Here is a 24,380-nt window from a genome sequence, read left to right on the forward strand (position 1 = left end):
GCTAGAAGCTGTTTATGGATCATTTGCTGGCCTTTTTCGCGCAGGTACCTGTCTGGGTTTATATTCTGCTCGTACCTGTTTTGATCGCAATAAGGGATATCATCCAGCGCAAGCATACCATTCAGCATAACTTCCCGCTTGTCGGACATTTCCGGTACATGCTCGAAACCATCGGCCCGGAACTTCGACAATACATTGTGGCAAACAACCGTGAAGAGTTGCCTTTCAACCGGCGCCAGCGGTCCTGGATTTATGCTTCTTCCAAAAAAGAGAACAATTACCAGGGTTTCGGGACGGATCAGGATATGCACGAGCCTGGATACGTACTCATCAAACCGGCTTTGCTGCCAAAAAGACTCGATTCCACCCACAACCACCATGTTAAAAACGGAAATGATCCGCACCATTACACAATTCCATCGCCAAAAATCATCGGCGCGTATCATCAGAGAAAAAGACCTTACCGCCCGCGCTCCGTTATCAATGTAAGTGCGATGAGCTTTGGCTCACTCTCCTCCCGTGCAGTGGAGGCGCTTAACAAAGGCTCTTACGAGTTTGGAAACTTCCACAATACAGGCGAAGGAGGGCTTTCTCCATATCATAAGTTTGGCGCCGACGTGGTTTTCAATATGGGTACCTCCTATTTCGGTGTCCGTGATCATGAAGGGAATTTTGTAATGGAAAAGCTGATCAAAATGACGCAGGAGAATCCTTGTGTCAGGTTGATTGAGTTGAAACTATCACAAGGCGCAAAGCCCGGAAAAGGCGGCGTGCTGCCGGCAAGTAAGATTTCCGCCGAAATCGCAGAAATTAGGGGTGTGCCAATGGGCGTCGACGTGGTGTCACCACCCTACCACAGTGCCTTTGAGGATGTAAGGGGAATGATCGACTTTATTGAGCAAATGGCGGAGAAAACCGGTTTGCCGGTTGGTATCAAATCAGCAGTCGGAAAAGTGGAAATGTGGGAACAATTGGCTGATTTAATGGTAGAAACAGGAAAAGGCCCCGACTTTATCGCCATTGACGGCGGAGAAGGAGGTACCGGTGCCGCGCCGCCTTCGTTCGCCGATCACGTGGCCCTGCCGCTGGTATATGCATTCACAACTGTTTACAAAATTTTTCAGCGAAGGAATCTCACTGACAAGATAACGTTTATAGCCTCCGGTAAGCTAGGCCTGCCTGCACAGGCCGTGATGGCATTTTCAATGGGAGCAGATATTATTAATGTAGCCAGAGAAGCAATGATGTCAATCGGCTGCATTCAGGCGCAGATTTGTCACACGAACCGCTGCCCCACTGGCATTACCACCAACAACAAATGGCTGGAATCGGGCATTGACCCCGCATTGAAAAGCGCGCGTTTTAATAACTATATGAAAACGCTCGCCAAAGAGATCATTGAGATTACGCACGCAGCAGGGTACGAACATCCGTGTCAATTTGGAATGAATGATGTCGACATTTCAATGGGTGATCACAACCGGACAATCTCGCTGGCAGACAATTACGGGTATCTCAAAACCATTGTTCCCTATCCTGGCTTTAAAGCCTTGCTGGAATGTCCACACCTGGGCGGGCGAAAAATCCCGGATGAAAAAGTAGCCTAGCACACCACACACACTTATGCAACAAACCACAACCACACTCTATCTCCTGCTTTTTCTCGTATCCTGCAACAATCCCGCTCCCCGGGAAAGCACTGCTTCACAGGATTTCTTCCCATTACATTCCGGCAATTATTCCGAATTCTTGGTTGAAAAAACCAGGTACCTTCCTGATCAGAAAACCGTAGCCGCTGCCAGAATACGCAGATCAGTAGAAAGCATTTTTCAACAACCCGACGGCCAGCAGGTATTCCCGATCACTTACGCCAGCATTACTGCCAATAACCAGTGGCAAACGGATTCCACCCACGCAGCCTGGCTTAGCCCGGACAAAGCTTTTGAGCAGGAGAATGGAAAGATCATATTAAAAATGCATTTTCCACTATCGGAACATTCGCAATGGGATTTCAATGCATACAATAATGCAGATGAAAGCGTCGCCAGGGCTACCAGGCTGAATAAGCCTTTTCAAGTGGGCACGCAGTTTTATCCAAATACGGTATCCATTGTTTATCAGGACGATTCCACACTTTTGTCGCGAAAGAAGTATATTGAAATATATGCAGCGGACGTTGGTCTGATATACAGCGAGCGGCTTAACTTGCGCTACTGCCACGAAGCGGAATGCATTGGCAAGGGAATTATTGAATCAGGTTCGAAAGAAGTTTTTACAATCAGCAAAACGGGAAAACAATGATCAGAACTCTATCCATCACACTACTTTATTTTTTACTTACCTCGGACTTTGCATTTGCGCAAAGTGCACCGAGGTACCTGGTTCTTTTCAAAGACAAAGCAGGCTCCCCCTTTTCCATTGAAAATCCGGGCAGCTTCCTTTCCGAACGTGCAATCGCGCGCCGGAACAGGCAAAACATTCCCGTCACAACCGCCGATCTTCCGGTCAACCCGACCTACGTTGCAGCGGTAAAAGCAACAGGCGCCAAAGTGATTTACCCTTCCCGCTGGTTCAATGGCGCGTTGGTAGAAGCTTCTGCAACACAGCTCAATGCAATCAAAAAACTGGCTTTTTACAAAGGAATCGAACTGAACCTGCCGGTAGCCAATATCGGATCAAAATCGCCCGGAATCGAGCGCACGGCGGCTACGCATGAAAAGTTTGAAGCCGTGGAAGATGTCAACTACGGAAATATGAATGCGCAGCTCGCGTTAATGGGCGTACCGGGAATCCACGCCAAAGGTTTTCACGGAGAAGGAATGCTGGTGGCCGTGATGGACAATGGATTTAACAACGGAAATCAGGTGGCCTTCCTCGAACAGCTGCGCACTGAAAACCGCATTGCAGATAGCCACGATTTTGTTGCCCGTGATGGAAATGTGTTCAACGACGGCTCGCATGGACTGCACGTACTTTCAACAATGGCTGCTTACCAGCCAGGCACAATGGTCGGCGGCGCGTTCAAAGCTTCGTACGCATTGTATCAGACTGAACATAATCAGGGTGAATCGCCTTATGAGGAAATTACCTGGCTACTGGCTGCCGAAAGAGCAGACAGTATCGGAGTGGATGTGATCAATACTTCATTGGGTTACTATTCCTTCGAGGGAGCATTTGATAATGCGGATTACAACTATACTTATGCTGATATGGATGGAAAAACGACCATTATCAGCCGTGCTGCACGTTTTGCAACACGCACCGGAATGCTCGTTGTAACTTCCGCTGGTAACGAAGGGAACAATGCATGGAGGTACATCACCGCTCCGGCCGACGTGGATTCAGTACTTACAGTCGGCGCTACTTTGTACGATCGCAGCTATGCGTCGCTCAGTTCCATTGGTCCCAATGCAGCCGGCCTACAAAAGCCTGATATCGCGGCGGTGGGTGTTGGTGCGATCGTCGGTACTGTGTCAGGTACTCCCTCTTCCTCAAACGGAACTTCGTTCTCAGCCCCACTGATTGCCGGCCTGGCTACTATTCTGTGGCAGGCGCATCCGAACCTCACCGCTCAGCAACTGATTTATGCATTGAAAAAATCGGGGCACAATGCGGCAAATCCGAATAATATGATCGGTTTCGGAGTGCCTGATGCAGCAAAAGCTGAGGAAATTATCGCAACCGAATTCGGTCCGCTGGGTTTAGAAAATTCGTCGTTGAGCAACATTTTGCTTACGCCAAATCCGGTCGCGGCGGATCTCACACTGACAATCCCTGTCACTTTAGTAGGCAAAATCGCGAGAGTCCGGATATATAATTTGAATGGAACTGCGAGATATGACAACCGGGAGCGACTTACTACGACGCACATTGTCCGGGCTGACCAGCTTCCTACCGGCTTGTACGTACTGAGCGTGGAAGCCGATAATCAAAAACAAGTTCTGAAATTTATAAAGAACTAGTTTTCCGAACCATTCGCATAATCGACTCGGAGTTATTGAATGCAGCCACTTCCGGGATTGGTATCCATTGAACGTCACGCGACTCGCTGTTGATGACGATCTGCGCATTTTCAGGTGCGACAAATGCGAACCGGATATCATAATGTAAATGCGCCGGTAGTGCTTTGTTGGCCGGGATCAAATGCACGTCTACGTCGTAAATACCTGGTTTGGCAAGAATCAGATCATTGATCCCTGTTTCTTCCCAAACTTCCTTGCGCGCTACTGCTTCTACGTCAGGATCTCCGTCGCAATGTCCGCCGGGCTGAAACCATTGATTAAGCTTGAAATGGTGCATCAGCAAAATAGAAAGCCTGTCGGCCGAAAGTACCCAGCCCGACGCAGTAACATGCCCTTCCAGCAATGTTCTTTCAAAGCAATCTTCATTGTTTTCAACAAATGCAATCGTATCAACATACATCTGATTTTCCTCCTCATTCAGGGGCTGATACGATCTGAGCAATGCAAGCAAACTGTCGCGTTTCATCTAGGCTATCTGATTTTTTAATTCTATTTTCACCACAAGTTTAACATATCCAGCCCAAAACCGCCTTACTCTATGAAGAAGCAACTACTCATTGTTTCACTCACACTACTACTTTCAACCTACGCGATTGCGCAGCGCACACCGGCGCCCAGCCAAGGTGCTCAGGTGATGCAAACAATCGGTGTAACCGATTTTACGGTAAAGTATTCCCGCCCGATGCTCCGGAAACGCAAGGTTTTTGCAGACAGCTCGGTGCTCGCGCCATACAACCAGCTCTGGCGAACCGGAGCCAATTCTCCCACTACCATTGAAGTAAGTACAGAATTCACTTTCGGCGACAGAAAGGTACCTTCCGGAAAATACGCGTTGCTCTCGATTCCTTCCGGCACAGCGTGGACAGTGATTTTGAATAAAAACTATAACCAGGGAACAGAAGCTTACTCGGAATCGGAAGATGTGGCGCGGACACGCGTGGTACCTACCTCAGGTGAATTTACGGAAGCTTTCAAGATCGACATTGAACCCGTTTCTGACAGTACCGGCTACCTGATCCTGTCGTGGTCTTCGGTTAAAATCCCGGTGCCGGTTTCAGTGCGCACCGAGTCGCTGACAATGAACTCATTGAACAAGATTATCGCTGAAAAGCCGGAGGATACTGCTGCATTGGAAAGTGCGGCGGGTTATTTGTTGTCAAAAGGGAAAGATCTCCCAATCGCACTTTCCTGGGCTGACAAGGCGATCGGTTTGAAAGAATCTTATTACAATATGTGGCTGAAAGCGTCTATTCTCAGCAAGCTGGGCAAATACAATGAGGCACTGCCGGTCGCACAAAAAGCATTGACCCTGGGCAATGCTTCGGACCAGGCTTTTACAGGTTTTTTCAAAGGACAAATAGAAAAAACGATTGCCGAGATACAGCCGAAGGTAACTCCGAAAGCCGTTGCAGGGAATGTAAAAGGCAAGAAGAAAAAGAAGTAATCTTATCTGAAAAAACGGGGTATGCTCCATTCATAGCGCACTGCGAGGATCCGGATCAGGATAATAACCAGCGAGGCGGAAATGAATGCGGTATTGCGCTCCATACCAAGGCTGTCAAAAATAAGATAACTGCATGCCCCGGCGAGGCATGCAGTTGCATATACCTCTTTCCGGTACACGATCGGAATTTCGTTCGTCATCATATCCCGGATCACTCCCCCCATTGTAGCCGTGAAAACGCCCATTATCACCGCAATTTCAGGTCTTACACCTAAATGCAGCGCCTTTTCCGTCCCAACGATCGTGAACAATGCGATTCCGAAGGTATCGAACAGGAACAGTGTTTTCCTTAACCGGAGCAAAAAGTCGAAGAAAATGAATGCGACCAGTACCCCTGCAAGAATAGCATAAATGATCGTGATGTCACTGATCCAAACCAGCGGGTAACTCCCGAGCAAAATGTCGCGCAGCGTTCCTCCGCCGATCGAGGAAATGAATGCAGTGAACGTGGCCGCAAACCAGTCGGGATGCTTTAAATCCTTCACTGCCAATGCACCTGAAATGGCAAACGCGAACGTTCCGATAATCTCTAAAATGTACTGAATGCTCATTTCAGGAAGTGCTAAACGGCCACCGGCGCCTTAATTCCGGGCCATGGATTGTAGTCGCGCAACTCGAAATCGTCAAACTCGAAATCAAGCACGTTTTTCACGTCAGGATTAATCACCATTGTAGGAAGCTGGCGCGGCTCGCGGCTGAGCTGCAATTCTACCTGTTCCAAATGGTTGAGATAAATGTGGGTATCTCCGCCCGTCCACACAAAGTCGCCCAGGTCAAGCTCGCATTCCTGCGCGATCATCATGGTAAGCAGTGCGTAGCTGGCAATGTTAAATGGTACGCCAAGAAAAACGTCTGCGCTGCGCTGGTAGAGCTGACAGGAAAGTTTACCTCTTGTCTCGCCAGCTTCTTCGTCGGGCGGGGCCACGTAAAACTGGAACAACGCGTGACAGGGTTGCAATTTCATCTGCGACAATTCGGCAGGATTCCACGCCGACACCATAATGCGCCGCGAGTCAGGTGTGTTTTTTAATTGTTTCAAAACCTCCTGCAACTGGTCGACAGACTTCCCGTTTGCGCCTTCCCAGCTTCGCCATTGTTTTCCATAAACAGGACCGAGGTCGCCATTTTCGTCAGCCCATTCATCCCAGATAGAAACCCCGTGATCTTTGAGGTACTTAATATTGGTATCTCCTTTCAAAAACCACAGAAGTTCGTAGATAATGGACTTGGTGTGTACCTTTTTGGTAGTGACGAGCGGGAATCCGTCTTTCAGATTGAAACGCATCTGGTATCCAAAAACGCTGATCGTTCCTGTTCCCGTGCGGTCGGTTTTCCGAACTCCGTTTGCCAGAATGTGGCGTAGCAAGTCCTGGTATTGTTGCATTTTAGAATAAATTAGAATCTACAAAGTGACTTTTCAGACGGTCGCAATTTCAACGTCGTAAGTAATGGTAGCGAGTGCTTCCAGCTGCGCAGTTGCGGAACAATATTTTTCCATTGAAAGTCCGATCGCGCGGTTGATCTTCTTTTCGTCAAGCTGGTTTCCGGCAAACTTGAAGGTCAAATGAATTTTACGGAAAGGTTTGCGTTCAGTATTTTCCTCCTGCTCGCGGTCTCCGTCGGCTACAATACGGAAGTCGGTAATTTCCTGGCGCTGCTTTTTCAGGATCAGCACAACATCGATTGCACTGCAGCTCGCAAGCCCCATCAGTAACAACTCCATTGGCCTGACTCCCAGATTCCTGCCTCCGATTTCAGGAGAGCCGTCGGTATGTACTTTTACTTCTGATGAACCCGAACCTTCAAAATGGAAGGCATCATCGACGCGGACTAGTTCTATTTTCATAATGTTTTGAATAGCTGCAAATATACTTACAAAAGCGAACAGGGCATTTCCCCGATCATTAAAACAACGATAATCCTCGTATATTCGTTTTGATAAAATGTTAACCCCGGCGTCAAATGTTAAAAACCTGCCTCGCGCTGCTTTTTTCAGTGTTTTTGATGATTTCCTGCAAGAAGAGCGAGGACAAAACGGAGCCTGCTCAGGAACAGCCCGGCGACAATGACCTCACTGGGACTTACCAGGGGTATAAGTTTTTCAACAAGTCCAGGAAAGACTCTCTGGCAGTGACCATGAAAGTGAGCCGGATTGCTGAGCAGAAGCTGGATCTTGAAGAAATTACGCCATTTAACCATATCAAACACCTGGAAATGAATGGAGCGGATTTTACTTACGATCGGGGAACAGGCGAAGACGGCTGTGGCCGCATTTCCATGAAGGGCACTGGTAACTTCAAAGGAAAGCAGTTATACCTGATTGAAACCATAACCTGCGTCCGCGGAAACGGGCCTGACAAGTTTGTAGAATACCGCGTTACCAAGATCTAGCATCAACAAAACGAAAGCAGCTATGTGGAAGGAAGATGATAACAAATTAAAAAAGAGCTTCAAGTTCAAGGACTTTAAAGAAGCTTTTAGTTTTATGACCGAAGTATCGGAAGTGGTGAATGAAATGGACCATCATCCGTTCTGGGCCAATACTTATAACCAGGTAGATTTTGAGCTGAATACCCACAGCGAAGGCAATGTCATCACCGACAAGGACAGAAAGCTGGCTGCTGCTATTGATGAAATCTTTGAAAAAAGAAAATAAACCCACTGGCAACCCTCTCTGAAAAAGACGGGCGCGCTGCATTTAGATGAAACTTTACATTGTTCCTACCCCAATCGGAAACCTGGAAGATATTACGCTTCGGGCTATTAATGTGCTGAAAAGCGTGGATGCCGTGCTTGCGGAAGATACCCGTACTTCGGGCTCACTTTTGAAGCACCTCGGGATTTCCAAACCGCTGCACAGCTACCATATTCACAATGAGCATCAAACGGTGACGCGCGTGGTAGAGCGCATTCTCAAAGGCGAAACCATGGCGCTCGTCTCAGACGCCGGTACGCCCGCTATCTCCGATCCCGGTTTTTTGCTGGTCCGCGAATGCATTCGCCAGGGTGTCGATATCGAATGTCTGCCCGGACCGACCGCATTCGTGCCTGCATTGGTGAACTCCGGACTTCCCTGCGACCGCTTTACTTTTGAAGGCTTTTTACCACATAAAAAAGGAAGACAAACGCGCCTGCAAAATCTCGCAGAAGAAGAGCGGACCATGATTTTTTACGAATCGCCGCACCGACTGGTGAAAGCTTTGCAGCAGTTTATAGAGTTTTTTGGGGCGGAGCGGCAGGTTTGCGTGTCGCGGGAACTGACGAAGATTTATGAGGAGAATGTAAAAGGTACTTTGCAGGAAGTAATTGACTATTTTTCACCCAAAACTATCAAAGGCGAAATTGTAATCGTGCTGGCTGGTAAACCCGAAGAAAAAAAGAAATCTGATAAATATGAGGATTAAACTCTGCGGCGTTGTCCGCAAAATTGCGCTTGTTCTGGCTATCTTTTTGTTTCACGCAAATGTATTTGCGCAGCTTCCTGCATTAAGCCCACAGTCGAAAGCAAGTCTGGTCACCATTGGTCCAGGTCAGCAACTGTACTCCGGCTTTGGACATAGTGTACTCTGGATTTACGATCCGGTAACTGGTATAGATCGTGCTTACAACTACGGCACGTTTCGCTTTGAGGAAGGCAATTTTTACATCAAATTTCTCAGAGGTACCCTGCCCTATTCACTCTCCGTTTCGCCTTTTGGCTTGCAAGCCGAGCATTGGAAATATGAAAACCGCTCCATTTCCGAGCAGATCCTTAATCTGACACTAACTCAGAAACAGCGCCTCTTCCAGTTTTTGGAAACCAACTACCTGCCTGAAAACCGGCAGTACCAGTACAAATTTTTTTACGACAACTGTTCCACCCGCATGTCGGGCGCATTGAAGGCGGCTTGCGGAGATAGCTTGATTTACAATGGTTACACGAAGGAAAAACTGAGTTTCAGGCAGTGGATCGACAGGTACGCTTACAAACAAAAACCGTGGGCGGATTTTGGAATGGACCTTGCGATAGGTAATCCTTCCGATGAAATCGCAACAGCCGAACAGGCCACTTTTCTGCCTGACAACATGGCAAAATCATTTGCGGATGCAAAGGTAAAAACGGCCACAGGTACTGCGCCGCTCGTAGCTACCACGCAGGTTCTTTTCACTGCCGAACCCGAGCCTGGGCCCGGCCCCATCACGCCAACTGTTGTTTTCTGGACGTTGGGCATTCTGGTGCTTGCATTCACTTACTGGCAGATCAAAAAAGAAAAAATCAATTTTGCGCTGGACAAAATTTTGTTTTCGATAGTGGGCTTGGCAGGATGGATTCTTCTGCTCTTATGGTTTGGTACCAACCACGGAGTTACTTCCTGGAACTATGATGTTTTGTGGGCATTCCCGTTCTGGTTGCCGGTTATTTTCTTTTTGTCAGAAAAGAAGAAACCCGCGTGGTTCCAGTTTTTCTTGATTTTTTATGGATTTCTCTTACTTTGCGCAACAGGTAATGCTACCAAGCACAATTTTGTAGTAGTCCCGATCCTGCTCATGCTGATTGTCCGGGTGTACTACATTAACAACTCACTTTCAAAAATCCCCACCGGGGAAAAGGAATATGGATCTGGAATTACTGACTCGAAAAACAATTGAAATTGTAAGACAGGCTTCGTCCTTTATTCAACAGGAAGCCGCGCTGTTTTCAAGAGATAAAATTGAATATAAAGACCTGAATAATCTGGTTTCCTACGTCGATAAGGAAGCAGAAAAGCTATTGGTTGCAGGACTGAGCCACATTTTGCCCGAAGCGAGCTATATCACGGAGGAAGGTACAACCGGCATTGAACCCGATCCGACTGCATTAAACTGGATCATAGATCCCCTCGACGGCACCACCAATTTCATTCACGGAATACCTGTCTACTGCGTGAGTGTCGGGCTGGCACGCGGAAAAGAATTACTGGTTGGTGTAATACACGAACCTAGCCTTAACGAAATGTTTTACTCGTGGCAGGGCGGCGGTGCCTGGTGCAACGACAAGCAAATCAAAGTATCGACTGTACCATCATTACAGGACAGCCTGATTGCCACCGGATTTCCTTATTACAAATTTGAAAAGCAGAAAAGGTACATGCACATCCTGGAACTGCTAATGCAAAGAACGCACGGCATCCGCAGAATGGGCGCGGCAGCAGTAGACCTCGCGTACGTAGCAGCAGGCCGCTTTGATGGTTTTTACGAATACAACCTCAACTCCTGGGATATGGCGGCCGGCGTACTTCTGATCAAAGAAGCAGGCGGCAAAGTCACAGATTTCCAGGGCAACGACAACTACCTCTTCGGAGGCGACATCATAGCCACCGCCGGCCCCGCACACCAACAGTTGGTGGAGGTGATCAGGGAGAATTTTTAGGAGAGCTGACGGCTGTCGGCAATCGGCAGTCGGCTGGTTGTATTCTTTGAATGATTCAGGACAGCTATCATAAATCAAAAACATCGTACGAGCTGACAGCGGAAAGCCGAAGCAAAACAAAACATCAATTCAAGCGCTAACTGGCAAAAGCCGACCGCCGAAAGCCGAAAGCCGAAGTAAAACACCACCTATGAATCTAGAACAACTTCGCTACCCAATTGGTAGATTCACTACCCAGGAAAATTACACCCTGGCTGAGGTAAAATCTAATATTCAAATCATCAGTGCATTGCCTTCGAAATTCATAAATCTTCTGGGCAGCTGGGAAGATGACAGGCTTAATACACCTTACCGGCCAGACGGCTGGACAGTGCGACAGCTCGTACATCACGTGGCCGACAGCCACATCAATGCATATACGCGGTGCAGACTGGCGATGACGGAAGACAACCCGGTGATAAAGCCTTACGAAGAACAACTCTGGGCTGAGTTACCTGATGCAAAAATGGCGCAGATCGATTTATCCATTCAGCTGTTGCGCTATGTGCATCTGCGCTGGGTTTTATTGCTCAATTCAATGGATGAGCGCGATCTTGCCCGCACTTACATACATCCCGCCACCAACCGGACGTTCCGTATGGATGAAGTGATTGCCAATTATGCATGGCACAGTGAACACCATTACCAGCATGCATTCCAACTGGCATTAAGGAACAATTGGAAGTAGGTAACTGTTTGAAAAATATGCAAACGCAAGAAGCTATCATACTAATATTGTTCCTGGCCGCAGCGGGCTACATCGCCTGGCGATTCTGGAAATCGTTTGACAAGCGAAATACCGGAGGTTGCGCCAAAGGTTGCGGTTGTGCGGAAGATAAAGCAGCTACATTTAAGTTAAAGTAAGGTTTTGATAAATTGCGAAGATACAAAAGGCCCGTCGTGGGTCTTTTTTCGTTGAAACCCTTTCTTTTAGCAATTACACAAGATGGGAAAGCATTGGATTTGTTCAGGTGGTAGCTCGACATATTCAAACCTCAAACCCCATAAACGTCAAAAGCCTCAAATGAGGCTTCTGACTATCACAAGACATAAAATTGCGAATGCAATAAAATTAGCCAACAACTACAACGCACCCTTCTTAATATCTTCCACAACCCCAGGATCCAGCAGCGTAGATGTATCACCTAAATTATTCACGTCGCCTTCTGAGATTTTTCTTAGAATACGGCGCATGATTTTACCTGAACGTGTTTTGGGAAGACCTGTGACAAACTGTACCTTGTCCGGCTTGGCGATCGGGCCGATGATGCGGGACACGGTGGCGGCTATGTCTTTTCTGAACATATCTGCATCGTCCACTTCGTTCTCGGCGATTACGTATGCGTAAATTCCCTGTCCTTTGATATCGTGCGCGTAGCCCACTACAGCCGATTCCACGACGCCCAAATGCATGTTGATCGCATTTTCAACTTCGGCAGTGCCGATGCGGTGACCTGATACATTCAACACATCATCTACGCGGCCGGTAATGCGATAGTATCCGTCTTCATCACGTAAACAGCCGTCTCCGGTGAAGTACATCCCGGGATAAGTAGAAAAATAAGTTTGCTTTGCGCGCTCGTGGTCGCCGTAGGTTGTCCGGATAATGCCGGGCCACGGGAATTTGATGCAAAGGTTGCCGCTTACATCATTGCCTTCTATTTCCTGACCAGTTTCATCCACCAAAACCGGTTGGATACCGGGAAGCGGCAATGTGGCGTAAGTGGGCTTTTCAGGCGTGATCCCTGCCAGCGGCGAAATCATAATACCGCCTGTTTCGGTCTGCCACCAGGTATCTACCAGCGGACAATGGTCTCCTCCAATGTTGGTTTTAAACCAGTGCCACGCCTCTTCATTGATCGGCTCTCCAACAGAGCCCAGTTTTGTCAGAGAAGAAAAGTCATGACCTTTTACATAATCCAGACCGAAACTCATCAATGAACGAATGGCAGTCGGGGCGGTATAAAGGATATTTACCTTATGTTTTTCAACAATTTTCCATAGTCTGCTTGCATCCGGGTAAGTAGGCACCCCTTCAAAAATAACTGAAGTAGCTCCATAACAAAGCGGACCATAAACAATATAGCTGTGGCCTGTAATCCAGCCGATATCTGCCGTACAGAAGTGAACCTCACCAGGTTCGTACTGGAATACATTGGCAAAGGTATAGGTAGCATAAATCATATACCCCCCGCAAGTATGCACAACCCCTTTGGGCTTGCCTGTTGAGCCTGAGGTATAAAGGATAAACAGCATATCCTCTGCGTCCATTGGCTCGGCCGGGCAGATTGAATCCACATGCTTTACCTCTTCTTCCCACCACAAATCCCTGCCTTTCAGCATGGAAACGGGTGTGCGGGTACGGGTCATCACAATTACATGCTTTACTGAGCTGCATTGTACAAGCGCCTCGTCGACTGTTTCTTTCATAGGGATCACCTTCGATCCGCGGAATGCGCCGTCGGATGTGATCACCATTGTGCATTGCGCATCATTGATCCTGTCCGCAATGGATTTTGCTGAAAACCCGCCAAAAACCACCGAATGCACCGCACCGATTCTCGCACAGGCAAGTACAGCAACAGTAAGTTCCGGTACCATCGGCAGGTAAATACAAACCCTATCCCCTTTTGTTACCCCATGCTTTTTCAATACATTGGCAAAGCGGCAAACGCGATCGTAAAGTACCCGGTATGTGATTGATACAGCCTTGTCTTCGGGATCATTGGGTTCCCAGATCAGAGCGGGTTGGTCACCTTTTGTTTCTAAATGCCTGTCGAGTGCATTTTCGGTAATGTTCATTGCCCCCCCTTCAAACCACTTCACATTCGCCTCTTTGAAGTCCCAGCTCAGGACTTTCTTCCAGGGTTTACGCCATTGAAACTGTTGGGCTACCTCTGCCCAGAAACCTTCGGGATCGTCTACACTGTGTTTGTAGGCAACCTGATACTCTTCAAAGGTCTTAATTCTCATGATTTTTAAAGGTTAACTTAGGGAAATAGGATATGAGTCGACAAGTTATCATTTTATTCGCCATTGTACAATGTGAAAAGGCAAAGCCAAAAAAGTGTACTTTCACGGCTGGAAACCTGCTTGTACAAGAGTGTTATGAATGAGGCAATTACCCGATCCGATGATCAGGAAGGCAGTTTGAGCCAGGCTGAGATTGATTTTATACAACAAAATCTGCACCGGGATATTAACGATCTGATCCTGAAATCAGGACAGGGAAATGGATTGGATATCAAGAAAATGGCGGGGCAGATCCTGGCAAGACAGAAGGCCGCTCGCAAGCTTCCCGACTGGGCAAGCCACCCCGCGCTCCTTTTTCCGCCCGCGCTATCAGTCGAACAATCTTCTTCACAGGCTACTGCCCGGTACAAGGCGGGCATGGTCTCCGGCGAGCGGCTGATCGACATCACAGGCGGGATGGGAGTAGATTGTTTTTACATGCGCGAAAACTTCAACGAAGTGCATTATTTCGAAATGCAGGAGCAGGTCGCATCCGCAGCCCGCATCAATTTTTCCCATTTGCATGCGACGAACATCATCGTCCACCATGCAGATTCCTTGCACTCACTGGCACATACTCCCATTCACGCTGACTGGATCTACGCTGATCCGGCGAGGAGAAATGAGCACAAGGAAAAAGTAGTACAGCTCGCCGATTGCACGCCAGACATGCCCGCAAACCAGAACCTGCTGCTGAATCTGGCACCCAATATCCTGATCAAAACCTCCCCCTTGTTGGATATAGACCTGGCCGCAAAGGCTTTGACACACCTGAAAGAAGTGCACGTGGTAGGTTATGAAAGTGAATGCAAGGAGCTGCTTTTTGTTTTGGACAGAAATCATCTCGAACCCTCATTTACAATCAAGACGCGCATTGTAGACGAGCAAGGTCAGCCTGTTCACGCGCTTGATTTTGACAGGGAAAAAGAAAAGAATGCAGAGGTTGCTTACAGCCAGCCGCTTGCTTATCTCTACGAACCACACGCCGCAGTGCTGAAAGCCGGCGCATTCAAGATACTCTGTCAGGTATTTGGGGTAAAGAAGCTTGCGGTAAACAGCCAGCTTTATACATCGGAAACACGCGTAGCGGACTTCCCGGGGCGCACATTCGACATTATAGCGCAATGCAAACCAGATATGAAGGAAGTTTCAAAGTTCATCGGCGGCAATAAAGCAAACCTGACGACGCGCAATTTCCCCGCAAAAACAGAGGATTTACGTAAAAAGTGGAAACTGAAAGAGGGCGGTGACTTTTATCTGTTTGCCACAACCCTCTCCGATCACCATAAAACTGTGATCGTAACCCGGAAAGCCTAGTTCAGAAACCGATCGGCAAATTCCTTTTCTGAAAAACCGACAAGTATCGCTTTGCCGGCGCTGTCTTCAATTAAAGGCCGCTTGATAGCGGAAGTATTGGTTGCCAGGATTTTAGCAGCGGCTTCCCCGCCAGTTACATTCGCTTTCTGCTCCGCCGGCAATTCCTTCCACGTTGTGGAGCTTTTATTTAAAACCTTATCCCAGGGCAATTCTGTAAACCATTTGCTGATCTTCTCCTCCGAAATACCGTCTTTCCGGTAATCGTGAAAAGTATATGCAACATTGTTCCTGTCAAGCCAGGTCCGCGTTTTCTTAATGGTATCGCAGTTGGGTATTCCGTAAACGGTAAGCATGAATTTTCAATTAAACTAAACTATTTATTAAACTCCCGGCAGCACGGGCTCATCTGTAATCAAGTCGGAGTTCTGCATTTTCTCATCGTCCAGCTCTCCTTCCCAGCGCGCGATCACCGCGGTAGCCAGACAGTTTCCGATCACATTCACCGATGTGCGGCCCATATCCATTAACTCGTCGATCCCCATAATCAGCAGTACCGGCCATTCGGGCATTCCAAAATTAGCGATCGCACCCAGCAAAATGACCAGCGTGGCACGCGGAATACCTGCAACGCCCTTACTGGTGAGCATCAGCAGCAATACCATTGTGAGCTGCTGCCCCAAAGACATTTCGGTACCGGTAGCCTGCGCCACGAACACAGTCGCGAGTGCAAGATAGAGCGTAGAGCCGTCGAGGTTGAAGCTGTAACCCGTTGGCATTACGAAAGATACGATCTGCCGGGGCACGCCGAACTTCTCCATTTTTTCCATTGCTTTGGGCAATGCAGATTCTGAGCTGGTAGTGGCAAATGCAATGGACACGGGCTCGAAGATACTTTTGGCAAATTTGATCACCGGGATTCTCGCAATCATTGCAACCGGCACAAATATGATCAGGATAAAGACGATTAATGCGCAATAGAGGGTAGCAAGCAGCAATGCGAGGTTTTTTAAAACATCAATCCCCATGTGCCCCACTGTTTCAGCAATTGCCGCACCTACTCCGATCGGCGCGAAGTACATGATGATTTTGGTAAACTTGAACATAACCTCGGCCAGCAGCTCTACGCCATGCACAAACTTTTCCTTTTTCGCAGCGGGAAGCAATGCAAGCGCTATCCCGAACAACACGCTGAAAACTACGATCTGTAAAACTTCACCGTGGTAAATGGATTTGGCAATGTTTTCAGGAAATGAATGCAATACTATATCCTGCCAGGTTTGCTCCGCTACTTTTGGTAATGTTGCGTTCAAACTTTCGGGAGGAATAATTCCTTCACCGGGCTTGAACCAGTTTGCAAAAAACAACCCGATCAACAAGGCAAAGGTGGTAACTACCTCGAAGTACAAAAGCGATTTCCAGCCCATACGGCCCACTTGCTTCAAATCGGAGTGGCCGGCGATACCAGTTACCAAGGTCGCAAAAAGCAGCGGCGCGATGACCGTTTTGATCATTTGCAGAAATATCTGACGGAGGAAATGCAGCTCTGTTCCCAATTTCGGGAAGTCATAGCCGATTTCGGTACCAACCAGCATCGAGATCAGGATCGAGGTCGTCAGGTTCTTTTTAATGAAAGCATAAATAATCAGACTGGCCAGCGCAAGCCAGCGGAGAGAAATCAGGACAGTATCTGAGAGGGGAACGATATCGTAGGCGCTTAGCACTGAGGCAATAGCCGCCACTGTAACTAATGCAATGTTGATTAAAGTAATTTTGCTCTTCATATCGGGATTGAAGTGGGAGATCGGTTTGCGATGGTAAACTTATAAAAAATCAATTTAAGCCCAACTATTACACAACTGCATTAAACTTGAAAAACAGAATTTAATGATTGTGTTTCGTCGGCTACTTTAATATTTATATCTTATATTATTAAAAAAGTGAAATAAAAAACTGTTTATTCTAAAACACCGTGGCTATGATAAATGCAAAAATTTCAGGAAAGAAGCTATTTGATCCGGCTACGGCTGCGGTTTTAAAGATCTAATTTGGCACAAAAATTTAACATGCCTCTGTATCCAGTACGAAATTTGCAGCGGCGGAGTACATTCATCCCTGTCTTATCATTTTATGAAAACTGACCAGGATCCTTTGATCCAGTTCTTAAATTGAATATGTTCGGGCACTGCATTTTCCCAACTCAAACCATCATTTTATGAACCGCCTACTGATTCCGATTGATTTTTCTGAAAACGCCGAGCACGCGCTGAATGCTGCAAAAATCATTGCTGAAAAGGGAGCAACCGAGCTGCTTGTCCTGCATGCCTACCAACCCTACATTGCCGATGTAAACGTTACACCCGGAGGCGTTTTGCCAGGAGTAGGCGGTGCCGATTTCCTATCAATGACCACCGACTTAGAAAATGAGTATCGGAACAAACTGGATCAGTACGCCGAAAACCTGGTGGCCGCAGGATATAATGCACGTGCAATATGGACGCTGGGCAGTGTAAACTCTGCTGTGGAAGAGGCGATTGAAGAATATAAGCCTGCTATGGTAATCATGGGACGCACCGGGACCGGGGGTTTTCTCGATAAGCTGATAGGAAGCTCGGCAACGCACATTGCGCTGCAATCCAAATGCCCGGTACTTGTGATACCTCCGCAAAGCAATCCTGCAAAGTTCAGCAAGATCGTATATGCCACTCAGTTTGAATACGACGAAAACGACATTCTCCGGGAAGTCTTTGTACTGCTCAACCATTTAGGCGCCGAATTGACTTTGCTGAAAATCCAGTCCGATGCGCAACCCAACATTCAGCCTGACAACCAGTACATTGACGAAATAAAATCCGAGTTTGCTATCTCCGACCATCAGATTGTTTACAGGAAAGCAAACAGTGTGATTGACGGAATTGAAGCATATTGCGACGAAGCGGGCGCCGATCTGCTCATTATGTCTGCCCGGGAACGTTCTTTCATCGAAGAATTCCTGATCAACCCAAGTGTAACCAGGAAACTGGTTGTAGATACCCACGTTCCGCTGCTTGTTTTTCACCTTAAATCCTGAACTAATTGAGTAAGGAAGAGCCAACCAACGAGTCAGAAAGCGAGCAGCTTTCCCCTTTGATCAAAAAAACCAAGCGTTACAAACGCCGGAATTTGCTGACTTCTCCGGGTACTCTGACTTATGTCGGGCCCGATATCGCGCTGAAAACGACGGTGCGGAGGATTCAGTATAATGAAAAAATGATCAAGGATGAGCCAGTTAAGTCTCTGAAAGATTGTCTGCCCGCCGAGCGCGGAGAGCCGGTTATAACCTGGCTTGACGTGGACGGGATTCACGAGATTGAACTCATTCAGAAACTGGGAAATGCTTATCACCTGCATTCGCTGCTGTTGGAGGACGTAGTCAATACGGAACACAAGCCAAAGCTGGAACTTTACGATTCGGGCCAGTTGTTTTTGACGTTGAAAATGCTGCACATTGAGTCTGAGCAGCCTATTTGCATTTCATCCGAGCACGTCAGCTTTGTTTTGGGAAACAATTACCTGGTATCGTTTCAGGAAGAACGAACCAGCGACATTTTTTCGCCGGTACTTTCCAGGCTGCGGGCTTCGGTTGGTAAAACGCGCAAAAACGGGCCTGATTATCTGCTTTTCGCATTGCTGGACGTCGTTGTCGACAATTACTTTATTATACTTGAAAAATTAGGTGACGAGCTGGACACCGTTGAAGATCAGGTGATCAGAGGTACCGAGGATATTTCACTCAAACAACTCTATGCATTGAAACGCGAGCTGACCCTGGCCCGACGACAGATCTGGCCGCTGCGGGATATGCTCAACCAGCTGATCAGGGAAGATAATGTGCAGATTACCAGAGATGTTATCCCCTACTACCGCGATCTCTACGATCATGTAATGCAGGTATTAGACACTATTGACTCTTACCGAGAGCTGGTAGCCAGCCTTGCCGACGTGCACTTATCGACGATCAGTAACAGGATGAACTCGGTGATGAAAACGCTGACTATTTTTTCAGCTGTATTCATGCCGCTTACATTTATTGTTGGTGTCTACGGAATGAACTTTGAATATATGCCGGAGCTTAAAATGCGGTACGGCTATTTTTATGTTTGGGGATTGATGGCGGTGGTCACCACAGGTTTGATATTTTATTTCAAAAGCAAAAAATGGATGTAGGTTTGATACCTTTACGCCGTTTTAAAATGCATTGGAATGAGCTTTACTCCGACGATTTCTCAACCTATCTCAACCACAGCCGCTTACATTCTTACTGACAGCCGCCAGGTATCATTTCCGGAACAAAGTATATTTTTTGCGATCAAAGGCGAGCGCCACGACGGGCATCGCTTCGTTCCCGAACTTTACGAAACGGGTGTACGGGAATTTGTCCTGGAAGACGCGCACCTAGCTGAAAAGCTGCGTGAGACAATTGCCAGCTGGGCCGATGCGAAGATCTGGATCGTACCTTCTTCCATTCGCGCATTGCAGAAACTGGTTTCAGAGAAAAGGGGGAAGTTCGACATTCCCGTGATAGGCATTGCCGGCAGTAATGGAAAAACGATTGTGAAAGAGTGGCTGGTGCAGCTTTTGTCTCCCGAGCACCGAATCGTGGCGAGTCCCAAAAGCTACAATTCGCAGATTGGTGTGCCGCTTTCCGTATGGAACATCAGCAATGAACATACGCTTGGAATTTTTGAATCAGGCATTTCGCAGGCCCACGAAATGGAGTACCTGCAACCCGTTATGCAGCCGACAATCGGCATTTTCACGAATATCGGTTCAGCACACGATAATGGTTTTAGAAGCCGGAAACAAAAAATCACTGAAAAGCTCCGTCTTTTTACCAAAGTGAAAAAGCTGATTTACAGGAAAGATTATACAGATATAGACGAAGAGATCAGGCTGATCTTGAAACCAGTTAATGCATTCCTGAAAACCGTAAGCTGGGGCAGTAAGCGCTCCGGGGCCGATGTGCAGGTTACATTTGAAGTTCAGTCGGACAAAACGTTAATCCAGCTGAATGGTACACTCGGCACCCACAACTTCGAAACTGCATTCCGTGACGAGGCTTCCCTTGAAAACCTGACACATTGCATTGTGTTTATGCTTGACTTTGGGATTACTGCAGAGGCAGTTCAGCAGAAAATCAGGCAGCTCAGGCCGGTTTCAATGCGATTGGAATTAAAGGAAGGTATCAATCACAATTATGTGATCGACGATACCTATAACAATGATATTCAGGGGCTGGCAATGGCGCTTAACTTCCTGGGACAGCAGGAACAGCGACAGAAAAAGGCGGTGATTATTTCGGATTTATTGCAAACCGGGCAAACCCCGACTGAGCTCTACCGGTCGGTTGCGAGCTTGTTGAAAGAAAAGAACATCCATCAGCTCATCGCAATTGGTCCGCAAATCAGCGGTCAGGCAGCATTATTTGACTTCCCTAGTCAGTCTTTTTACAACACAACGGAAGCTTTCCTGGAAGATTTCCCTTTCGGATCATTGACCGACAGCCTGATCCTGGTAAAAGGTGCCCGGTCGTTTTCTTTCGAGAAGATCGTGCAGCGTTTACAGCAAAAAGCACACGGTACTGTGCTGGAAATCAATTTGGACGCATTAGTACACAACCTTAATTACTATCGCTCAAAGGCAGGAAAGGAAACCAAAGTTATGGCGATGGTGAAAGCTTTTGCATACGGAAGCGGCAGCGCGGAGGTAGCGTCGCTTCTGCAATATCACCGGGTAGATTATCTCGGCGTTGCGTATGCAGATGAAGGTGTTGTCTTGCGCCAGAACGGTATCAGTCTGCCGATTATGGTGATGAGTCCGGCTACGCCTACCTTCGATTTACTGTTGCAGCACAGGCTCGAACCCGAAATTTACAGCCGCCGCGTACTGACCGACTGGATCACCTACATTGAAAAATTGCCCGCAGACTCCTACATACCTCCGATTCATTTAAAACTCGACACCGGAATGCACCGGCTCGGCTTTGTGGCCGACGATCTTAACTGGCTTGCGGATCAATTGAGAGCACATACTGAAATAAAGGTAGCAAGCATATTTTCGCACCTGGTTGGGGCTGATGAAGGTGTACATAACGAATTCTCAAAGCAGCAATACGCCCAGTTCATCGAAGGCGCCTCGCGACTCGAAGGTACCCTCGGCTATAAAGTATTGAAGCACATTCTTAATTCTGCCGGTATTGTACGTTTCCCGGAATACAAGCTGGATATGGTCAGGCTTGGCATCGGGCTTTATGGCGTGGAAGCGACTGGTCAGGAGCAAAGTGCATTGCAACCCGGCGGTACGCTTAAAACTGTTATCTCGCAGATCAAATATCTGACAACCGGTGAAACGGTCGGCTACAGCAGAAGAGGCCAGATCAAACATGATTCAGCGATTGCTACGCTAGCGATCGGTTATGCGGACGGTTACGACCGGCGGTTTGGAAACGGTATCGGGCAGGTTTGGGTAAATGGAACACTTTGCCCCACGATCGGAAATGTCTGTATGGATATGACGATGGTCGACGTAAGTGAGGCGAATGCGGAAGAAGGAGACGAAGTAATCGTTTTCGGCAAGCAGGTACCTATTAGTGATTTGGCCAGAAAAATAAACACGATCCCCTATGAGATTCTGACTGGCATAGGAGATCGCGTGAAAAGGGTATTCTTTAAAGAGTAGCTATTCCTCGCTATTCGGCTCGCTCTGAATTTCAGTTTCGACTGGCGCCAGGAGGCTGGCTTCTGCCTGTTTATCCTCTTCTTGAAATAATTGCGTCGCCATTACTTCGTCGAGTTTGACATCGTAGAAAGCTTTGTGCACATTCAGCGGCTCCACGCCGTCTTCAATCTCGCATTTGATATAAGATCCATCTTCCTGCAATTCGTAGGCATTTACATTATCCTGCAAACTGTAATAAAGAATATGGATCGCCTGCTGGCGTACGCGCGGGTCCACCAGCTTAAAAAGGGACTCAATGCGCTTGTCGAAGCTTCGCACCATCGCATCGGCGCTACCTCCGTACACCAGCGGGTTTCCATTCTGGTGAAAGTAAAAGATCCGCGAGTGTTCAAGGAAATCGCCGACAAGCGACCTCACTGTAATATTTTCACTCAATCCTTTCCGCTTCGGGCGCAGGCAGCACATTCCTCGTACGATCAGGCGAATAGGCACGCCAGCTTCGGACGCTTTATACAATTCGAGAATCGTATCTCTGTCTTCCAGTGAATTGATTTTAATGCAAATACCGCTTTTGAGTCCGGCTTTCGCATTCTCTGCTTCCTGCTGGATCAGCTCGATCAGCTTGGCACGCATGTACCTCGGCGCGGTGATCAGGTTCTGGTATTCCGTAGGGATGGAATGCCCGGTAATGACATTGAAAAACTCGGAGATATCATGCGTGTATTCCTCATTCGAGGTCAGCAGCCCGGTATCTGTATACAGTCTCGATGTATCTTCATTGTAATTCCCGCTTGATAAATGCGCGTACCGCAGTACCCGGGCACCCTCGTTTCTGACGATCAGCAGCAGCTTCGTGTGTGTTTTGAGCAATCCGATCCCGTAGATCACAAAGCAGCCTGCTTTTTGCAGCCGTTGCGCTTCCCGAATGTTATTTTCCTCATCGAACCGGGCCTTTACCTCAAACAATACTGCCACGTGCTTCCCGTTTTCAGCAGCATGCAGCAGCGCCTCAGTAACACGTGAATTTTTCGCCAGGCGATAAATGGTCAATTTGATCGACAATACTTTCGGGTCCTCAGCTGCTTGTTCGAGAAGCTGCAAAACCGGCTCAAAATTGTTGTAGGGATGGTGCAGGAGAATATCCCTTTCCCGCATGGTTTCGAAAATATCGGGAATACGTTCCCTGTCAAGTCCAAGCGGTGGTACCGGCGGGTGGGTCGGCGGGATCTGATCCTTAAATTCCGGATGCTTGATGATGTTCCAGAAAGCGGTGTAGTCGATCAATCCTTCTGTCGGGAAAACATTGTAGTCGTCGATTTCCCAACGCTTTTTGATCAGGTTCAGTAAGTCAGGATTAATCCCCGGCTCAACGGATACCTGCACCACCCGCCCCAACCTTCTGCTTTTGATCTTCTGCTTGATCTCATCTATAAAATCTGCCTCAATATCGTCGCTTTCCTCCAATGTGAAATCGCCGTTCCGGATAATGCGGAACAGGTTCGTCGATGCGATATCTACATTCCGGTACAGCTTGTTAATGTGCTTTCTGACGATATTTTCAATGGGTATAAACAACAGTTCGTCCTCCCGCTCAATTACATAGAATCGCGGCAGGTTCAATGGAAGCTGCACGAAAGACAGTTTCCTGTCTTCTTCGGAAGTGGTTCCTTTCACCTGCGTGATCACACCGAGTACCAGAACCTTGGCGAGCAATACCGGAAATGCGTGGGTATAATCGAAGAGCATTGGAGTAAGCATCGGGTAAACGGTGCGCTCGAAGTACTCTTCAACTGCATTCTTTTCTTCCTGCGTGGTCTCTTCCAGATCAACAATGCGGAAACCGTGCTTGGAGAAAAGTGGCTTCAACTGGTTGGAATAACATTCATTTTGCCGGCGCACGAAATCATGTATATCGCGCATCATCACCTTCCGGAACGGAATTTCCCGCAGGCCGGAATAATCAAGCCGCTCTTTTCCGAAGTCCAGGTAGTTGTAAAGGCTACCGACACGGATTGTAAAAAATTCGTCCAGATTGGAAGAAGTAATCGCAAGAAATTTAAGGCGGTCGAACAGGTTCCTGCTCTCATCCAGCGCCTGATCGAGTACCCGGTCGTTGAATTTCAGCCAGCTCAGGTCGCGACTGATCATGTCGCTTTGCTGAACCTGCGTAGTAGCTTTCTCAGACAAAGTAATCGCCTTGCTTTCCTCAGAAGGCACGGGTTCTTTGGAGCTCTTGAAGAATGCTAACAAGTTTGTCAACTTACCTTTTTTTTCACTGTTATATGTATGGTTACTCGAATCGGGCATAAACTAGAATCTAATGAGTTGTAAGAAACCTGCTAAAATTTCAACGAATGTAAATAATCTATTGTTTTCGGGTCGA

General features: G+C 47.6%; 23 protein-coding genes. 15 read left to right on the forward strand and 8 right to left on the reverse strand.

Going from position 1 to position 24,380, the window contains the following annotated elements; genetic code table 11:
- The first annotated feature begins 14 nt into the window (after positions 1–14).
- The 3 genes from Q369_RS0101010 to Q369_RS0101020 are packed head-to-tail and all read left to right on the forward strand — an operon-like array spanning position 15 to position 3,962.
- Complete coding sequence (locus Q369_RS0101010) at positions 15–1,607, forward strand: FMN-binding glutamate synthase family protein (protein WP_031525716.1); 1,593 nt, start codon at positions 15–17, stop codon at positions 1,605–1,607.
- Positions 1,608–1,623: 16 nt separating this feature from the next.
- Entirely contained in the window at positions 1,624–2,301 is a 678-nt protein-coding gene (locus Q369_RS0101015) for a hypothetical protein (RefSeq protein WP_157487996.1), read from the forward strand.
- A complete protein-coding gene (locus Q369_RS0101020; RefSeq protein WP_031525720.1) occupies positions 2,298–3,962 on the forward strand; it encodes a S8 family peptidase in 1,665 nt (554 codons plus the stop codon). The genes Q369_RS0101015 and Q369_RS0101020 overlap by 4 nt, the downstream gene beginning before the upstream one ends.
- On the opposite strand, the gene Q369_RS0101025 is transcribed toward Q369_RS0101020, so the two are convergent.
- A complete protein-coding gene (locus Q369_RS0101025; protein WP_031525721.1) occupies positions 3,949–4,488 on the reverse strand; it encodes an NUDIX hydrolase in 540 nt (179 codons plus the stop codon). The two genes, Q369_RS0101020 and Q369_RS0101025, sit on opposite strands and share 14 nt — an antisense overlap.
- 72 nt (positions 4,489–4,560) lie before the next feature.
- Here Q369_RS0101025 and Q369_RS0101030 point away from each other — a divergent pair, with 72 nt between their 5' ends.
- Positions 4,561–5,466, forward strand: a complete 906-nt coding sequence (locus tag Q369_RS0101030; protein ID WP_031525723.1) for a DUF2911 domain-containing protein — start codon at positions 4,561–4,563, stop codon at positions 5,464–5,466.
- Positions 5,467–5,468: 2 nt separating this feature from the next.
- Here Q369_RS0101030 and Q369_RS0101035 read toward each other — a convergent pair whose 3' ends face one another.
- From Q369_RS0101035 to Q369_RS0101045, 3 genes are read right to left on the reverse strand one after another with little or no spacing between them, the layout of a single operon-like run.
- On the reverse strand, positions 5,469–6,077 hold the full coding sequence (locus Q369_RS0101035) for a trimeric intracellular cation channel family protein (RefSeq protein ID WP_031525725.1): 609 nt from the start codon (positions 6,075–6,077) through the stop codon (positions 5,469–5,471).
- 11 nt (positions 6,078–6,088) lie between these two features.
- Positions 6,089–6,910, reverse strand: coding sequence for a thymidylate synthase (locus Q369_RS0101040; RefSeq protein WP_031525727.1), 822 nt, complete (start codon positions 6,908–6,910; stop codon positions 6,089–6,091).
- Positions 6,911–6,943: 33 nt separating this feature from the next.
- Positions 6,944–7,372 carry an OsmC family protein gene (locus Q369_RS0101045; RefSeq protein WP_031525729.1) on the reverse strand — a complete coding sequence of 143 codons (429 nt, stop codon included), beginning with the start codon at positions 7,370–7,372 and terminating at the stop codon, positions 6,944–6,946.
- Positions 7,373–7,488: 116 nt separating this feature from the next.
- On the opposite strand from Q369_RS0101045, the gene Q369_RS0101050 reads away from it, so the two are divergent.
- The 7 genes from Q369_RS0101050 (at position 7,489) to Q369_RS28650 (ending at position 11,818) form a co-directional block, all read left to right on the forward strand.
- Entirely contained in the window at positions 7,489–7,917 is a 429-nt protein-coding gene (locus Q369_RS0101050) for a hypothetical protein (protein WP_031525731.1), read from the forward strand.
- 22 nt (positions 7,918–7,939) lie between these two features.
- Positions 7,940–8,182, forward strand: a complete 243-nt coding sequence (locus Q369_RS0101055) for a 4a-hydroxytetrahydrobiopterin dehydratase (protein ID WP_031525732.1) — start codon at positions 7,940–7,942, stop codon at positions 8,180–8,182.
- A 46-nt stretch (positions 8,183–8,228) separates the two neighbouring features.
- Positions 8,229–8,930, forward strand: a complete 702-nt coding sequence (gene rsmI, locus Q369_RS0101060; protein ID WP_031525733.1) for a 16S rRNA (cytidine(1402)-2'-O)-methyltransferase — start codon at positions 8,229–8,231, stop codon at positions 8,928–8,930.
- On the forward strand, positions 8,920–10,155 hold the full coding sequence (locus tag Q369_RS0101065) for a lipoprotein N-acyltransferase Lnb domain-containing protein (RefSeq protein WP_031525734.1): 1,236 nt from the start codon (positions 8,920–8,922) through the stop codon (positions 10,153–10,155). Before rsmI ends, Q369_RS0101065 begins: the two co-directional genes overlap by 11 nt.
- Positions 10,121–10,915: an inositol monophosphatase family protein gene (locus Q369_RS0101070; RefSeq protein ID WP_031525736.1), complete on the forward strand. Its 795-nt coding sequence runs from the start codon at positions 10,121–10,123 to the stop codon at positions 10,913–10,915. The genes Q369_RS0101065 and Q369_RS0101070 overlap by 35 nt, the downstream gene beginning before the upstream one ends.
- Positions 10,916–11,105: 190 nt before the next feature.
- The gene (locus tag Q369_RS0101075) at positions 11,106–11,642 is read left to right on the forward strand and encodes a YfiT family bacillithiol transferase (RefSeq protein ID WP_031525738.1); all 537 of its coding nucleotides are present in this window, start codon (positions 11,106–11,108) and stop codon (positions 11,640–11,642) included.
- A 17-nt stretch (positions 11,643–11,659) separates the two neighbouring features.
- A complete protein-coding gene (locus Q369_RS28650) occupies positions 11,660–11,818 on the forward strand; it encodes a FeoB-associated Cys-rich membrane protein (RefSeq protein WP_084165618.1) in 159 nt (52 codons plus the stop codon).
- Positions 11,819–12,037: 219 nt separating this feature from the next.
- On the opposite strand, the gene acs is transcribed toward Q369_RS28650, so the two are convergent.
- The gene (acs, locus tag Q369_RS0101085) at positions 12,038–13,927 is read right to left on the reverse strand and encodes an acetate--CoA ligase (RefSeq protein ID WP_031525740.1); all 1,890 of its coding nucleotides are present in this window, start codon (positions 13,925–13,927) and stop codon (positions 12,038–12,040) included.
- A 135-nt stretch (positions 13,928–14,062) separates the two neighbouring features.
- Between acs and Q369_RS0101090 the strand changes: the two genes are divergently transcribed.
- Positions 14,063–15,283 (forward strand): THUMP-like domain-containing protein, encoded by a 1,221-nt coding sequence (locus Q369_RS0101090; RefSeq protein WP_031525742.1) that lies wholly within the window; start codon positions 14,063–14,065, stop codon positions 15,281–15,283.
- Here Q369_RS0101090 and Q369_RS0101095 read toward each other — a convergent pair.
- Positions 15,280–15,636: an ArsC family reductase gene (locus Q369_RS0101095; protein ID WP_031525744.1), complete on the reverse strand. Its 357-nt coding sequence runs from the start codon at positions 15,634–15,636 to the stop codon at positions 15,280–15,282. The two genes, Q369_RS0101090 and Q369_RS0101095, sit on opposite strands and share 4 nt — an antisense overlap.
- 27 nt (positions 15,637–15,663) lie before the next feature.
- Positions 15,664–17,064: a dicarboxylate/amino acid:cation symporter gene (locus tag Q369_RS0101100; protein WP_031525746.1), complete on the reverse strand. Its 1,401-nt coding sequence runs from the start codon at positions 17,062–17,064 to the stop codon at positions 15,664–15,666.
- A gap of 431 nt (positions 17,065–17,495) precedes the next feature.
- On the opposite strand from Q369_RS0101100, the gene Q369_RS0101105 reads away from it, so the two are divergent.
- From Q369_RS0101105 to Q369_RS0101115, 3 genes are read left to right on the forward strand one after another with little or no spacing between them, the layout of a single operon-like run.
- Positions 17,496–18,350, forward strand: a complete 855-nt coding sequence (locus Q369_RS0101105) for a universal stress protein (protein WP_031525748.1) — start codon at positions 17,496–17,498, stop codon at positions 18,348–18,350.
- A 5-nt stretch (positions 18,351–18,355) separates the two neighbouring features.
- Positions 18,356–19,486: a magnesium/cobalt transporter CorA gene (corA, locus tag Q369_RS0101110; RefSeq protein WP_229206704.1), complete on the forward strand. Its 1,131-nt coding sequence runs from the start codon at positions 18,356–18,358 to the stop codon at positions 19,484–19,486.
- 36 nt (positions 19,487–19,522) lie between these two features.
- On the forward strand, positions 19,523–21,997 hold the full coding sequence (locus Q369_RS0101115; RefSeq protein ID WP_031525752.1) for a bifunctional UDP-N-acetylmuramoyl-tripeptide:D-alanyl-D-alanine ligase/alanine racemase: 2,475 nt from the start codon (positions 19,523–19,525) through the stop codon (positions 21,995–21,997).
- Here the strand turns inward: Q369_RS0101115 and ppk1 are convergent, their stop codons facing one another.
- Entirely contained in the window at positions 21,998–24,304 is a 2,307-nt protein-coding gene (ppk1, locus tag Q369_RS0101120; RefSeq protein WP_031525753.1) for a polyphosphate kinase 1, read from the reverse strand.
- Positions 24,305–24,380 lie beyond the last annotated feature (76 nt).

It is taken from the genome of Dyadobacter crusticola DSM 16708, from assembly GCF_000701505.1.
In the GTDB taxonomy this organism is placed as follows: Bacteria; Bacteroidota; Bacteroidia; order Cytophagales; family Spirosomataceae; genus Dyadobacter; species Dyadobacter crusticola.